Source organism: Allokutzneria sp. A3M-2-11 16, assembly GCF_024213555.1.
GTDB lineage: Bacteria > Actinomycetota > Actinomycetes > Mycobacteriales > Pseudonocardiaceae > Allokutzneria.
The window spans coordinates 3,270,476-3,285,665 of sequence record NZ_JANAVO010000001.1 but is presented as its reverse complement, the minus strand read 5'-3'; the positions used below and the strand labels follow the sequence as shown (position 1 = coordinate 3,285,665).

The 15,190-nt window shown below is 69.3% G+C and carries 11 protein-coding genes; 1 reads left to right on the top strand and 10 read right to left on the bottom strand.

Annotated elements, in window-relative coordinates:
- Positions 1–67: 67 nt before the first annotated feature.
- Positions 68–607, bottom strand: coding sequence for an EF-hand domain-containing protein (locus NLX83_RS16390; RefSeq protein ID WP_254235704.1), 540 nt, complete (start codon positions 605–607; stop codon positions 68–70).
- Positions 608–841: 234 nt separating this feature from the next.
- Between NLX83_RS16390 and NLX83_RS16385 the strand changes: the two genes are divergently transcribed.
- Positions 842–1,768, top strand: a complete 927-nt coding sequence (locus tag NLX83_RS16385) for an endonuclease domain-containing protein (RefSeq protein ID WP_254235703.1) — start codon at positions 842–844, stop codon at positions 1,766–1,768.
- A gap of 32 nt (positions 1,769–1,800) precedes the next feature.
- Here NLX83_RS16385 and NLX83_RS16380 read toward each other — a convergent pair whose 3' ends face one another.
- The 9 genes from NLX83_RS16380 to NLX83_RS16340 form a co-directional block, all read right to left on the bottom strand.
- Entirely contained in the window at positions 1,801–3,051 is a 1,251-nt protein-coding gene (locus NLX83_RS16380; protein WP_254235702.1) for an activator-dependent family glycosyltransferase, read from the bottom strand.
- A gap of 20 nt (positions 3,052–3,071) precedes the next feature.
- Entirely contained in the window at positions 3,072–4,181 is a 1,110-nt protein-coding gene (locus NLX83_RS16375; RefSeq protein ID WP_254235701.1) for a DegT/DnrJ/EryC1/StrS family aminotransferase, read from the bottom strand.
- 74 nt (positions 4,182–4,255) lie between these two features.
- A complete protein-coding gene (locus NLX83_RS16370) occupies positions 4,256–5,962 on the bottom strand; it encodes a 3-hydroxyacyl-CoA dehydrogenase family protein (RefSeq protein WP_254235700.1) in 1,707 nt (568 codons plus the stop codon).
- Between the two features lie 15 nt (positions 5,963–5,977).
- The gene (ccrA, locus tag NLX83_RS16365) at positions 5,978–7,315 is read right to left on the bottom strand and encodes a crotonyl-CoA carboxylase/reductase (RefSeq protein WP_374118765.1); all 1,338 of its coding nucleotides are present in this window, start codon (positions 7,313–7,315) and stop codon (positions 5,978–5,980) included.
- Between the two features lie 372 nt (positions 7,316–7,687).
- Positions 7,688–8,293, bottom strand: a complete 606-nt coding sequence (locus tag NLX83_RS16360) for a response regulator transcription factor (RefSeq protein ID WP_030426565.1) — start codon at positions 8,291–8,293, stop codon at positions 7,688–7,690.
- Positions 8,290–9,504 carry a sensor histidine kinase gene (locus tag NLX83_RS16355; protein WP_254235698.1) on the bottom strand — a complete coding sequence of 405 codons (1,215 nt, stop codon included), beginning with the start codon at positions 9,502–9,504 and terminating at the stop codon, positions 8,290–8,292. Before NLX83_RS16355 ends, NLX83_RS16360 begins: the two co-directional genes overlap by 4 nt.
- Before the next feature lie 13 nt (positions 9,505–9,517).
- Positions 9,518–10,276 carry an ABC transporter permease gene (locus tag NLX83_RS16350; RefSeq protein ID WP_254235697.1) on the bottom strand — a complete coding sequence of 253 codons (759 nt, stop codon included), beginning with the start codon at positions 10,274–10,276 and terminating at the stop codon, positions 9,518–9,520.
- A 17-nt stretch (positions 10,277–10,293) separates the two neighbouring features.
- Positions 10,294–11,241: an ABC transporter ATP-binding protein gene (locus NLX83_RS16345; protein WP_254235696.1), complete on the bottom strand. Its 948-nt coding sequence runs from the start codon at positions 11,239–11,241 to the stop codon at positions 10,294–10,296.
- Between the two features lie 324 nt (positions 11,242–11,565).
- Positions 11,566–14,439: a helix-turn-helix transcriptional regulator gene (locus tag NLX83_RS16340; RefSeq protein WP_256563101.1), complete on the bottom strand. Its 2,874-nt coding sequence runs from the start codon at positions 14,437–14,439 to the stop codon at positions 11,566–11,568.
- Between the last annotated feature and the right edge of the window lie 751 nt (positions 14,440–15,190).

The window sequence follows — 15,190 nt, the reverse complement described above, 5'->3', positions numbered from 1 at the left end:
CATAGCGGCCTTTTGGAGCGCTCCAAACCCCGCTATGAGTACGAAACGGGCTTGGGGGGGCTGGGGGTTAGCCGAGCAGCCAGTTGCCGGAGCTGTCGGGTTCGGTGCTGGTGAGGAACTCGCGGGCGTCCTGGACCAGTTCGTCCAGCGAGATCACGCCGTCGCCGTCCTGGTCGATCCGCGCGATCACCGCGTCGGCCTGGTCCCCGTTGCCGACGGCGTGCTGGAAGCGGCGGAACTCCTTCACGCTGACCGATCCGCTGCCGTCGGTGTCCATCAACGTGAAGGCCGTCTCGATCAGCGGCCGCAGCACGGCGTCGAAGGCGCCCGGATCACCGAGGGCCAGCGCCCCGAACCCGGAGAGGAACTCCTCCCGGCTGACCTGCCGGTCCTGATCGTGATCGAGCGAGGACGTGAGCGCCGCCCAGAACGCGTCCCAGCGCTCGGCGGCCGCGAGCCCCTTCTCCGACGTGGGCGGCACGTCGAAGGCCATGAGGTACTGCGACTTCATCCGGTTGACGTCGGCCTTCTCGATGTAGCCGTTCCGGTTGCTGTCGTAGAGCTTGAAGATCTTGTCGTACTTCCTGGTCAGACTGTCGGCGACCATGTCACTTCTCCCGCGAGCTCGTGTGCTTCGGCCGCATCGACGCTACGACCTCCCCGCCCCGTTCCGCCCCTCTCCACCCAAGATCACCCGATCTTCCCCCAACCTCCCCCGTCCTGCGCTGTTCACCGGCGCGCCTGTGGATGAGTGGGGCAGTTGTGGACAAGTCAGGCGCACCTGCCCCGTTTCCGCCCCGTTTCGGGCGGTGCCGGAAACGACGCGAGGCATCCTCGCGGCATGACACGAACACGACCCGCTCTCGAAGTCGAGCTCTTCCGCGGCAGCGACGCCATCACCGATGGCGTGCTCACCCCCGACGTGCTGCGCACGCCGCACTTCGTCCGCCTGTTCCGCGACGCGTACGCCGTGCGGGGCACTCCGATCACGCATGAGCTTCGGTGCCGTGCGGCCGCGCTCGTCCTGCCCGAGGCCGCCACCCTCACCGGGGTGTCCGCGGCGACGATCTACGGCGTGCCGCTGGCCACCGGCGACGATCCCGTGGAACTGGCCGCGCCCAGTGAGGCCCGCGCGCACCGCCGCCCGGGGATGCGCGTGCGCAACCTCCGCATCCCGGACGAGGAAAGCGTTCCCTGGAACGGAATTCGCCTCGCCACACCGCTGCGCACCGCCTACGACCTGCTCATCGGCCGCCGCTCCCTGGTGGAGCGCGTGGCGTGCACCGACGCCTGGCTGCGCTCGGGCCTGGTGGACTTCGAGGAGCTGCGGCGGATCGTCGTGAAGCGGCACGACCACGGCGTCGTCGTGGGCAGGCAAGCGGTCGAACTGGTGGACCCGCGTGCGGAGTCGTTCCCCGAGTCCGAACTGCGGGTGCTGCTCAACCTCAACGAGCTCTACCCCGTGCCTCAGCTGAAAGTGTGCGACAGCAACGGTTTCATCGCCCGCGTGGACCTCGGGTTCGAAGAGGAGAAGGTCGCGGTGGAGTACGACGGAGCCTGGCACGGCGACGCCAACCAACTACCCCGCGACCGCGAACGCATGAACCGCCTCCAAGCAGCAGGCTGGCACGTCGTCTACGTCACCGCGAAGTGGCTGCGCTCCTCCCCGCGAAGCGTCGCCGCCGTCGTGACCCAAACCCTCCGCGAACGCCGCCAAACCCCGTTTCGTACTCATAGCGGGAAAAAGAGCGCTCCCATTGGCCGCTAAGAGTACGAAACGGGAAAAACGACGGCGGGGGGTTAGGTGCGGTGGGTGGTGGTGAGGGTTTCGAGGGTGCCGACGATGTCGTTGGGGGTGGGGGTTTCGAGGATGCCCTGGCGGAGGTGCTTGGCGCCCTCGGCGAACTGGGATTCGTCCAGCAACCGCCGCACGCCCTCGCGCAGGCTCTCCGCGGTGGTCTGCGTGGGATGGGAGTAGAGGCCAGCGCCGGCCTTCTCGGTCTGCTTGGCTTTGATCCACATGTCGGCCATGCGGATCGGCAGGATGAACTGCGGCACCCCGTAGAGCGCGGCCGTCGACCACGTGCCGAAGCCACCGTGGTGCACCACCGCGGAGCACGTCGGCAGCACGGCGTGCATCGGGACGAAGTCGACCACGCGCGCGTTGGACGGGAGCGTGCCCACCGTGGAGAGCTCCTTCTCGCTCAGCGTCGCGACGATCTCAACGTCCAATTCGGACAGTGCTTCGAAGGATTCCTTCAAGGGCACGAAGGTGCTGCCGAGCGCCTTGGCGAAGGACATGCCCGGAGTGAGCAGGATGCGCCGCCGCTCCTGCGGTTCGTTGAGCCACGGCGGGATGACCGAACGGCCGTTGTAGGGCGTGTACCGCATCGGAACCCTGTTGACGGACAACGGGATCTGGATGCTCGACGGAACCTGGTCGACGGTCCACTGGCCGCTGACGACGTCCTCGTGGAAGTCCGAGCCGAAGCGCGAGAGGTGCCCGCCGAGCCAGTTCGCCATGGGGTCGGTGCGCGCCTCAAGGGGCTGCTGCTCCAGCAGCTGGAGGAAGACGTCGCGCATCGCGCCGTAGATGTCCAGGGCCCAGTTCAGCCGCGCGTGCGCCGCCCCGACCACCCGCGCCGCGACACCGCCCGCGAAGGTGATCGGGTCCCACAGCACGAGGTCCGGCTTCCAGAACCGCGAGAACTCGACCAGGTCGTCGACCAGCGTGTCGTTGTACGGGGTGAACGCGTACTCGACGGCGATCTGGTACCTGAGGAGCAGCATCTCCCAGTTCTGCTTGTCCAGGAACGGTTCGCTCCAGTCGGAGAACTCGTTCTCGACCGTCTCGTGCTCGGCGAGCATGTCGTGCACGGTGTGCTCGGTGCCGATCGGGACCGCGGTCAGGCCCGCGTTGGTGATCGTGTCGGTCACCCCGGGAGCACTGGCCACCCGGACCTCGTGGCCGGCGTTGGTCAGCGCCCACGCCAGCGGAGCCATGGTCAGGACGTGCGACTTCTCCGAGACGGTTGTGAACAGAACGCGCATGGCTGGATTTCCCTCACGGCTCAGACGGTGGCGAGCACTTCGCGCACCGCGGCGATGACCTTCTCCTGCGTGCCGATCGGCAGCGACGGGTACATGGGGAGCGAGAAGATCTCCTTGGCCAGCTTCTCCGTCACCGGGAGCGAACCCTCTTCGTAGCCCAGCTTGTGGAAGCCGGTCTGGCGGTGCACCGGCCACGGGTAGCTGATGTTCAGGTGGATGTCGTAGGCCTTGAGCGCCTCGATGATCGCGTCCCGCTTGGGGTGCCGGACCACGTACACGTAGTAGACGTGCTCGTTGCCGGGGTTGACGCGAGGCAGCACCAAATCGGTGTCGCCCAAGCCTTCCATGTACCTCTGCGCCACATCGCGACGGCCCTGCGCGTACTGGTCGAGCCGGGTCAGCTTGCGGCGCAGGATCTCCGCGTGCAGCTCGTCCAACCGCGCGTTGTGGCCCGGGGTGGACACCACGAAGTAGGTGGTCTCCATGCCGTAGTAGCGCAACCGGCGCAGGTTCGCCGCGGTCTCCGCGTCGGAGGTGATCGTCGCGCCGCCGTCACCGTAGGCGCCGAGAACCTTGGTGGGGTAGAAGGAGAACGCCGCGGCCTTGCCCATCGTCCCGGCGATCTTGCCGTGGTGGCGGGCGGCGTGGGACTGGGCGCAGTCCTCCAGGATCGGGATGCCGTGCCGGTCGGCGATCTCCTGCAACGGAGCCATGTCCACGCACTGCCCGTACAGGTGCACCGGCAACAGCGCCTTGGTCTTCGAAGTGATCTTGGCTTCCACCTGGCCGACGTCCATCAGGTAGTCGTCCTCGTGGATGTCCACGAACACCGGGACGGCGCCGATCTGGTCGATCGCGATCACCGTGGGCGCCGCGGTGTTGGACACCGTGATCACCTCATCACCCGGGCCCACGCCCAGGGCGCGCAATCCGAGCACGATGGCGTTGGTGCCGTTGTCCACGCTGATGGTGTGCTCGACGCCGTGGTAGGCCGAGTACTCCTCCTCGAAGCCCCGCACACTGCTGCCCAACACCAACTGGCCGGACCGGAAGACCGTCTCCACCGCATCGTGGATGTCGTCACGCTCCTGCTCGTATTCGAGCATGTAGTCCCAGACGCGAGTAACCATGGGTACGCAGAACCTCCAAGCCAGCGACCGCCGCCGCTGGTCAGCCAATCTCAGCGAGTGGACGACAACAACCCCTAGGCACCCCAGAAACCCGCGCCCGTCTTGCGGCCGAGGCGGCCCAGTTCGACGAGCCTGGTCAGCAGGGTCGCGGGCTTCACGTCCGGGTCGTAGTTGATTTCGTGGAGCCGCCACTGGATCGCCTCGGAGATGTCCAGTCCGATGGTGTCCAGCAGGGTGAACGGCCCCATCGGGTACCCGAAACCGCTCTCGATCGCGGCGTCGAGGCCGGGTACCGTCGCCGCGCCCGACTCCACCAGCCGGATCGCGTCGTTGAGGTACGGGAACAACAGGTAGTTCACGATGAACCCGGCCCGGTCGGAACAGTCCACTGTGGTCTTGCGCAGCCGGGAAGCCAAGGCGTGCACCGAGGTCAGCACGTCGTCGCCGGTGAACTCGGTGCGCGAGACCTCGACCAGCTTCATCGCGGGCGCCGGGTTGAAGAAGTGCATGCCGATCACGTCGGCGCGGCGCGCGGTCGCCTCGGCGCACGCGGTCACCGACAGGCTGGAGGTGGTGGTCGCCAGGATCGCGCCCCTCTTGCAGATCTCGTCCAGCTCCGCGAAGACCGCGGTCTTGACCTCGATCTCCTCCGCCGTCGCCTCGATGACCAGATCGCATTCGGCCACCGCGACCCGGGAGGCGCTGGGGATCAGCAGCGACAGCGCCGCGCGGCGCTGGTCCGGGGTGACCCGGCCCCGGCGGACCGCGCGCACCAGTGCCTCGTCGACGGCCCGGACGGCGGCGTCGGCCTTGTGCTCGTCCCGCGCCACCAGCACCGTTTCCAGTCCGGCCTGGGTGGTCACCTGGGCGATGCCGCGCGCCATCGTGCCGGAGCCGATCACGCCGATGCGGGTGATCTCCCGCGCCCGCGCGGCGCCGCCGCGGTCGGAGCGCTCCGGCTCCGAGTCGATCTCCCCGGCCGGGGAGTAGGTGTAGAAGCCCTGTCCGGCCTTGCGCCCGAGCAGCCCGCCCTCGACCATCCGGTTCAGCAGCCCGGTCGGCGCGTGGGTGGCGATGCCGGTGCGCGCGTGCAGGTCGGTGAGCGCCTGCTGCGCCACGTCCAGCCCGATGCGGTCCAGCAGTGCCAGCGGTCCGGTCGGCAGGCCGCAGCCGAGCCGCATGGCGGTGTCGATGTCCTCGCGCGTGGCGTAGCCGACCTCGTACAGCGCGACCGACCGGTTGAGGTAGGCCAGCACCAGGTCCCACGCGTGCCCGCGCGCCGCGCCGAGGTCCTTCTGCGCGGTCGGCAGCAGCCCGAGCAGCTCCTTGGCCTTGGCCACCGCATCCGCGCCGGACATGGCCGTGGTGACCAGTTCGACGCCGGTGCCCGCCGCGGGCGGGGCCAGGAACGCGAGGCCGACGACCTGTTCGGGGCGCCCGGAGGCGACCGCGAGCGAGGCCATCGACAACGAAGCCGTGGTGCTGACCAGAACGGTGCCGGGAGAGCACGCCTCGGCGATCGTGCGCAGCACCAGCGCCTTGGACTCGTAGTGCTCCGGGACCGCCTCGATCACCACCTCCGCCGCGCTCAGCACGGAGAAGTCGTTGCCCAGCAACACTGATCCGGGTGCGCGGCCACGGGCGCGAGCCACCGCGCCGGGGTCGCAGTCGACGCCGACCACGTCGATGCCCGCTCCGCTGAGCAGCTCGACGAGGGACTGGCCGACCGAGCCGAGGCCGACAACGCCGACCGGGCCGGAACTAGCGGGCTGAGCTGTCATGGCGCCGTTCGCCTCTCAGTGGCTGGAATGCTGCTGGAATCGGGTGATCTGGGAGACGTGCCGCGCGCGCAGCTCCGGGTCGGTGACGCCGAGCCCCGGTTCCGGCGCGAGGCCGAGCACGCCGACCTTGCCGCTGTGCTGGTTCGAGTGCACCTCGCTGGCCGCCCGCCCCGTCTCCGCCAACGGGTACACAGTGGACAGTGTCGGGTGGATCATTCCCTTGGCGATCAAGCGGTTCGCCTCCCACGCCTCGCGGTAGTTCGCGAAGTGCGAGCCGACGATCTTCTTCAGGTGCATCCAGAGGTAGCGGTTGTCGTAGCTGTGCTCGAAGCCCGAAGTCGACGCGCAGGTGACCACGGTCCCGCCGCGCCGCGTGACGAACACGCTGGCGCCGAAGGTTTCCCGGCCCGGGTGCTCGTAGACGACGTCGGGGTCCTCGCCGCCGGTCAGCTCACGGATCTTCGCGCCGAAGCGCTTCCACTCCCTGGGGTCCTGCTCGTGCTCGTTCTTCCAGAACCGGTAGCCCTCCGCGGAGCGGTCGATCACCAGTTCCGCGCCCATGGAGCGGACGAGGTCGGCCTTCTCCGGGCTGGACACCACGCACACCGGGATGCCGCCGCCGTTGAGCACGATCTGCGTCGCGTACGAGCCGAGTCCGCCCGCCGCGCCCCAGACCAGCACCACGTCGCCCTGCTTCATCCGCGCGCCATTGGCGGAGACGAGCTGGCGGTAGGCCGTGGAGTTCACCAGCCCGGACGCGGCCGCCTCCTCCCACGTGAGGTGCGCGGGCTTGGGCATCAGCTGGTTCGCCTTCACCACGGTGAGCTGTGCGAGGCCGCCGTAGTTCGTCTCGAAGCCCCAGATCCGCTGCTCCGGGTCGAGCATGGTGTCCCCGTGCCCGTCCGGGGAGGTCAGCTCCACGTTGAGGCAGTGCGCGACCACCCGCGAGCCGGGCTTCCAGGAGCGCACGGCGGAACCGGTGCGCAGCACGATCCCGGACAGGTCCGAACCGACCACGTGGAACGGCTGGTCGTGGTGGGCGGCGCCGGGAACGCTGCGCGCGTAGCGCTGGAGGAAGCCGAAGGTCGGCAGCGGCTCGAAGATCGAGGTCCACACGGTGTTGTAGTTGATGGAGCTGGCCATCACGGCGACCAGCACCTCGTCGGGCCCGACCTCGGGGGTGGGCACCGGCCGGATGTGCAGCGATTTGGCCGGGTCCTTGTCCCGGCTGTCCATGCCGGCGAACATCTCGGACTCCTCGGCGAGCACAACCGCGCCGAGATAGCTCTCCGGGATCGGCGCGGCGGCGAAGTCCGCGGCGTCGGCGTCCTCGGAGAGGACCGCGTCGACGATCTCCTGCACGACGGTTCCTCCGGGGGTTCGAAGGGCGCGCCGGCGCGGCGGTGCGGCAGGTCAGGCTGCCACCGCGCTGATGCCCCCAGATCCATGCATACGCATACACGCGCCTGCCCCACCGACAGTAGCCACGGCCCTGTTGCCCGCGTCACCCCTACAAGCACGGACGGCGCCCCTAAGAAAAGGGGCGCCGCCTACGTGATTTCCCCTTATCCGACACTGGCTGGTTCCACAACCCCTCACTTCCCGGGGCCCAACGGAAAGATCGGCGCGGGACGCCTGCCACCCGGGAGATTAGGGGGGCGTATCCCCCCGGGCTTCGCCGTCCCGCGCCGAGCCCCGCGAAGGGGCGCCTGCGGAGGTGGTGGGCTAGAGCCAGCCGCGCTCCTCCGAGATCCGGTACGCCTCGCCCCTGGTCCGGGCGCCGGTCTTGCCGATCGCCGAGGACAGGTGGTTGCGCACCGTGCCCTCGGTCAGGTGCAGCGCCTTGGCCACCTTCGCCACGGTGCTCCCGTCGGCGACCGCGCCGAGCACCTCCCGCTCCCGCACGGTGAGCGGGTTCGGCCCGGTGGCGAGGGATTCCGCCGCCAGCACGGGATCGACCACGCGGAGTCCGTTGTAGACCCGGCGGACCGCGTCGACCAGCTGCTCCGGCGGGGCGTCCTTGACGATGAAGCCGGAGGCGCCCGCGGCCATCGCCCGCACCAGGTAGCCCGGCCGCCCGAAGGTGGTGCAGATGAGGATCTTGCACGCGGGCAGCTCGGCGTGCAGCTCCTTGGCCGCGGCCAGGCCGTCCTTGCCGGGCATGTGCACGTCCAGCAGCACCACGTCCGGCGCGGACTGCCGCGCGGCGGGCAGCACGTCGTCACCCGATCCGACCTGGGCCACGACGGTGATGTCCGGCTCCAGGTCCAGCATCGTCGCCAGGGCGCCGCGCACCAGCGCCTGGTCATCGGCGACAAGAACCCGAATCACGCCTGTCCTCCCGTGCTCTCGACGGCATTCTCCGCCTCGGCGGACGCCGGGGAGTCCTCGGGGTGATCGGGAACCTTGGAGATCACAGCGCTCGCGCGGACCACGAAACCACCCCTGCTCGGCGTGCCGCTCTCCAGCGTGCCGCCGACCGCGGCCATCCGCTCCTGCAGTCCGCGCAGCCCGTTGCCCGCGGCGGCCTGCGGGGCGCCCACCCCGTCGTCGGTGACGCTGATCCAGTCGTGGCCCAGCCGCACGCTCACCTTCTGCGCGCCGGAGTGCCGGACCACGTTGGTCACCGTTTCCCTGAGCACGTAACCGAAAACCTGCTGCAACTCGGGTGCGACGTCGTCGACGGCGCGCGGAAGATCGGCCTCGATGCCCGCGGCGCGCAAGGTCTCGTTGGCTCCGGCGAGCTCTCCGGCGAGGGTGACGACGCGGTACTCCGAGACCGTCGCCCGCACGTCCGCGAGTGCTTGTCTGCCAAGCCTTTCCACGTCCCGGATCTCCGTCATGGTGCGGTCAAGGTCGCCCATCTCCAGCACCCGGCGGGCGAGCCCGGCCTTGAGGGTGATCGTGGTGAGGCTGTGCCCGAGGATGTCGTGCAGGTCCCTGGCGAAGCGGGCGCGTTCCTTGGCGACGGCGAACATGGCGATCTGGTCCCGCGCGTGCTTGAGCTCCACGTAGGCGTTGGCCAGCCCCACCATCAGCGCCGCGGCCGCGGTCACCGAGAACAGCAGGACGAAGTTGGGCAACTGCGCCTCGAACTTCTGCTGGTAGATCGCGCTGGCCGACAACCCGACCAGCGTCACCAACGTGACGACGCCGGTGACCACCGGCGGCATCAGCGCGGCGACGATGCCGAGCGCGCAGATCAGCACCCAGGAGTTCTCCAGGCCGGTCAGCACGACGAAGGCGATGCCCATCGCGAGCAGGGCCAGGCACACCAGCACCTGCGAGGTCCAGGAAACCTTGCGCGCCAACGGAACCGCGAGGATGCAGGCGATGCTGTAGGAGACGCCGACGAACGCGGAGAGCGCCCACAGGTCCGGCCGCGCGGCGCGCACCTGACCGAGCGCGTCGATCCACGCGGGGATCATCATCAGGCTGAAGAGCACCGCGAGCGCGGGCGCGGCCTTCGACCCCTCATCCGGCTCCGGGGTGGTGGATCGGAAGCCCGATCCACCACCCCAGTCCAGGAGCTTGCGCATCATGCCGGCGACACTATTAGGTGCGAGCCGAGTCGCGCTGGTAGCGCCACACCACACCGGCGGCGAGCACGACGGACCAGCCGAGCAGCACGAGCGCGGGGGTCACGATGGTGCCGTAGTTCGGCAGCACGCCGACCCGGCCGATCTCGGCCAGCCAGTAGCTCGGCACGAACTGCGCCAGGTCGTTCCACCACGGCGGCAGCATGTCCAGCGGCATGAACAGCCCGCCGAACATGGCCAGCAGCAACATGCCGACGATGACGAAGTTCTGCACGTTGTCCTTGTTGGACAGCTGGCCGATCAGCAGGCCCATGATCGCGAAGGGCAGCGAGCCGAGCCAGACGAACAGGGTGGCGTGCAGCCAGCCGACCGGGGTCAGCTGGACGTTCTCCACCAGCACCGCGACCACCGGCACGACGATCGCGGTCGGCAGGGCGACCGCCATGCCGACGGTGACCTTGCCGATCAGGAAGCCGCCGCCGGAGAGCGGGGTCAGCCGCAGCTGGCGCTGCCAGCCCGCGGTGCGCTCGTGCACCACGCGGGTGCCGATGAGCAGGCCCGCGGTCATCACGCCCCAGGCGCACAGGCCGACCATGATCGTCACCGGGTAGTCGGCGGCCGCGGTGCCCGCCCCGCCCGCTCCCGCACCGGCGACGTCCTTGAACAGCATCATCTCCAGCAGGTAGAACATCGCCGGGAAGCCGATGGTGAACAGCAGGGTGCCCGGAGCGCGCAGCGCCCGCCGGATCTCCAGGCCGAGGTATCCGAGGTTCATGGCTGTCCTACTCCCGCTCAGCTCTTGTTGATGTTGCTGGTCAGCGTGATGAAGGCCTCGTCGAGGCTCACCCCCGCGATCTCGATGTCCCGCGCGTTGGGGAACCGGGCCAGCAGCGCGCGCAGCGTGGTGTCGGAGCTGGAGCTGACGATCACCACCTTGTCGTGCCGGACGTCCACGTCGGCGACGGCGGGCAGCGCCTCGATCTCCGACCGCGTCGCGCCGGGGATCTTGGCGTGCAGGGTGCGGCCGGCGGCCAGCGCCTGCACCTCGGCCACGGAGCCGTCGGCGACGATCTTGCCGGACTTCATGAAGATGACCCGGTCGGCGAACTCCTCCGCCTCCTCCAGGTAGTGCGTCGCGAAGACCACGGTCCGCCCGGCGGCGGTGAACTCCTGCATGGACAGCCAGAACTCGCGCCGGGTGCCCACGTCCATCGCCGCGGTCGGCTCGTCCAGGATCAGCAGGTCCGGGTCGCTGACCAGGGCGACCGCGTAGCGCACGCGCTGCTTCTGGCCGCCGGAGAGGCGGGTGGAGCGGCGCTTGACCAGGTCCGCGATGCCCGCGCGGCGCAGCGCCTCCTTGACCGGCATCGGCTTGCGGTGCAGCGAGGCCACCATGCCGACCATCTCGCCGACGGTGGCGTCGTCGAGCAGCGCGCCGCTCTGCAGCATCGCGCCGATGGTGCCGTGCGCGACGGCCTCCTTCGGCGCCTTGCCGAAGATCGTCACCTCGCCCTCGTCCGGCTTGGTGAGCCCGAGGATCATGTCGACGGCGGTCGACTTGCCCGCCCCGTTGGGGCCGAGCAGCGCGACGACCTCGCCGGGGGCGATGGACAGGTCGATGCCGTCGACCGCGCGGACCGCGCCGTAGTGCTTCTTCAGCCCGCTGATGTGGATCGCCGCAGCACCGTTCCTGCCGGCCGCACGCCGCCCGGTGCTCTCCGAAGCCAGAACCTCTTCCATGTCACCAACTATGCGCAAGGCACCGACAATCCGGGTAGTTCGCCCGTCACGAGCTGCCGGTGACAGTTGTCATGCTCGTGCATGAATCTCTTTTCGCAGGTCAACCCCCATGAACGCAGCGCGGGACCCCCCGTCGCCCGACAGGGGGTCCCACGATGGTTTGAACCTTCCGCCCCAGCGAGGCAGGCCGGTCTTCAAGTACACCGAACCCCCTCCCAGCCACCTCCAACCGCCCCTAACCCTCGTAAGCGCTACGGGGGTTAGGGGCGGTTGGCGACGGTGTCAGGCGGGGTTGGCGGGACTTGAAGACCGGCCGACCCATGCCTAGCTCGCCGCGGTGTCGGCGGTCTTCATGTCGAGTTGGAGCTCCCTCGGCAGCGCGGCGCGGCTGCCGACGTTGAGCTTGCGGTAGACCCGCGTCAGGTGCTGCTCCACCGTGCTCACCGTGATGTAGAGGTGCCGGGAGATCTCCCGGTTGGTGTAGCCGTGCGCGGCCAGTTCGGCCACCCTGCGCTCCGAGCTGGTCAGGCTGGACACCCGGGCCTGCGGCTCTGGTTCGCGGGCCTGCGCCTCCGGCTCGCGAGCCGCCGCCTCGGGCTCCGGCCGGTCGGCGTCGGCCGGGCGCAGCTCCCTGGCGAGCTGTTCGGCGCGGTGCTTGAACATCCGCGCCTTCCCGGGCTCGTTCAGCGAGTGGTAGGTCTGCCCCAGCCCGTGCATGGCCTTGCTGAGCATGAACCGGTCGCCCGCCGCGTACAGCGAGTCGATCGCCTGCCGGAACACCGCGACCCGCTTGCCCACCTCCTTGGTCCTGGCCAGCAGGAACAGGGAGATCCCGCGCGCGCGGTGGCTGGCGGCGCAGGTCAGGTCGAGCTGCTCGGTCAGCAGCTCCTGCGCCTTGGCCGCCTCGCCGAGCCGCAGGTACACCTGGGCGGCGTCGGAGCGCCACGGCAGGAAGCTCGGCGAGTCCATCCCCCACTCCCGCATCAGCGCGCCGCAGAACTGGAAGTCCGCGAGCGCCGCCTGGAGCTGGTCGGTCGCCAGGTAGTAGTGGCCCCGCGCCTGGAGGTAGTGCAGCCCGAACCGGCTCTGGAACACCGAGTCCGGCACCTGGAACTCCAGCTGCTCGGCGGCGGCGTCGATCTCGCCCATGGCCAGGGTGGCCAGCGCGAGGGTGGCCAGGGGCCCAGCGGCGGCCACGCCCCAGCTCTGCCGCGGGATGCCCGCCAGCGAGCGCTCGGCGTACTGGCGGGCCGTCGGCAGGTCGCCCTGCCGCAGCGCGATCTCGGCCCGGATTCCGCAGAGCACGGCCTGCCAGGTGCGGACACCGCGCGCGGTGGCCTCCTCCAGCAGCTCGTCGCAGAGCGGTCCGGCCTTGTCCGTGCGCTCCCCGTAGACCAGGGCCAGCAGCGCCGACTCGACCGCCTCGACGGTGTTGTCGGTCAGCTTCGTCCGCTGCAGGAACTGCAACGCGCTCTCGGTGACCCGGTTGCCCGGACCGTCGGTGAGCACGGTGTGCAGCGCGTTCGCCGCCTGCGCGCACCGGCTGACGTTCGCCGACGCGTACGGCTCGATGACCGGCAGCTGCTGCGCCCGCGCCACCACCGGCCGCAGCGGCGGGTAGGAGTTGACCAGCAGCTGGCAGGCGGACCCGAACTGGAGCCCGACCCGCGAGCGGTCGGCGTGCGCCGTCCGCTCGATCGCCTCGGCCGCCTTGTCGACCCGCCCGTGCCACAGCAGGTAGCGCAGCAGCGTGCTGGCGTCGCCGTCACCGAGCTGGTTGCGCGTGAAGGCCTCGAACAGCGGCGTCAGGTAGCGCAACGCCGTTCCCGGGTTCAGCCGCCACTCCACCCTGGAGAGCGCGGCCCTGATCCGGGCCAGCTGGTCGTCGTCGGAGCAGCCCGCCTCGGCCAGCTCCAGGTAGCGCGACGCGTTCTCGGTGTCGTCCTCGGTCAACGCCTGGTCGGCCGCCTCCAGCAGCACCTCGGCCTCCCAGCCGGAGTCCGCGTGGCCGATCGCGACGAGGTGCGCCGCGATGCGCCCGGCCGGAGCGCCCTCCAGGTGCAGCAGCTGGGCGGCCCGGAAGTGCAGCTGCGCCCGGTGCTCGCGGTCCAGGTCGTCCAGCACGGCGGCGCGCCCTGCCGCGTGCCGGAAGGCCAGGGAACCGTCAAGCACGCCCATCGCTTCGAGCACGCCGAGCGCGGTGTCCACCGTGTCCGGGTCGGTGTCGAGCACCCGGCGCAGCAACACCTTCGCCTCCGCGACCGATCCGGCCGCGAGCGCCCCGGAAGCCTCCAGGACCGCGGCCGCCCTCGCCACGTCCAGGGTCTGCTCCTCGCTGCGCTCCAGGCACGCCAGCACCGCCTGGCGGAACCCGTGCCCCGGTGCGCACTCCAGCGTCACGCCCGCCGTCGTGGTGGTCACGGTGGCGGTCTGCGCGTCGTCGATCAATGCGCGCACCAGCAATGGATTTCCGCCCGTGCACCGGAAGTAGTCCCGCGCCAGGCGGTCCGCCGCGTCGGTGCCCAGGTGCTCGGCGGTGACGGCGTGCACGGCGGTCTCGGAGAGCGTGCCCAGCCGGACCCGGCTGCAGATCCTGGAACGCAGGGTCTCGGTGTGGAACACCGGGTGCACGGGTGCGGAGTGGGTGGACTCCGTGAGCACCATCATGATCCGCGAGCCCTGGAGGTGGTCCACCAGGTGCCGCAGGCAGTTCAGCGACGCGAAATCGGCGTACTGGATATCGTCGACGGTCACCAGGACCGGTGCGGACCGGGCCAGTTCGGTGAGCGCCTCGGCCACATCCCGAACGAGGTTCAGCGGCAGGCGGTCAATTCCCTTGCCCATTCCCCCCGAATGGGCACCGACGGTTCCGCCCGCAATTCGCGAACTCGCGAGGATGTTTTTGACGAGTGGCGCGTGCTCCGGAGTGAGCGGAGCCCGCGACAATAGTTGGTGAAGCACTCCGAGCGGAATCGCCCGTTCCATCGGAGAGCCATTTGCGTTGAGATGCAGAGCGCCCGATCCCGTCGAGTGCTCCACCATGCTGCGGAGTAGTTCGGTCTTACCACTGGCAACACCGCCGCTCACGACCGCGACTCGCCCATTGCCACGCATCGTGTCCGCGAACAGGTCTTTCAGGGTGCCCAGCTCCTGATCCCGCTCCACTAGTAACACGTACTCCACCTCCCCCAGCCACATGCACCGCGCGCCCTACGCGATGCTCGTCGAAGGCTGACAAATATGTTCCACCGAGCGGAGACACCGCGAGGTTACGTGATCATCACTTAGCGCACTAGGGACTATCAATCTATCCACGGACAAACCTTGTGTAACGCCTGGATGACGCGTGGGGAAGCATTTCCCTTAGGTGCACGACGACGTATCTGGGCCTGCGTCGGAGGTGGGGGGCAGGTCCATTGCGACTGTTGCTCTCCAAAAGCCAACCAACAGCCTGCCCCACCCATGACAACTGTCACAGGGGCGGTTCAGCGTTTTCTATATAAAGGGATGCTTCCATAGTCCCCGGACTAGCCCGGAAGGGTCGCCCGGACACGACCTGGACACGATTTCATTGCGCACCGTGCCGGGCGGTCATCAGTGTGTCACCACACCCCGAGGCTCATTTCAGCGCACTATTACGCCAGTTGGCGTACATCGCCTTCCGGAAACCTCCTCCCAGGGTCCTCCCGGACGCCTGGGCGGCGGCTCGCCGGCACCGGGACGGCGGCCGTCCGGGGCGGGGCGGGGGTCCGGGGAATACGGCCGGGTGGCCGAACGGTAATCCGCCGCGAATGACAAGGGGAAGAAAACACCACCTGGTAATCGCAACACCTGTCTGATGGACCACCCCATCGTCGTCGCCGAAACGCACGTACCCGCCGCGCCATGGACGGCGCGGCGGGTACCGAGGGCGACCGAAAATGAATGCACGGGACAGTGATGCGCCGAT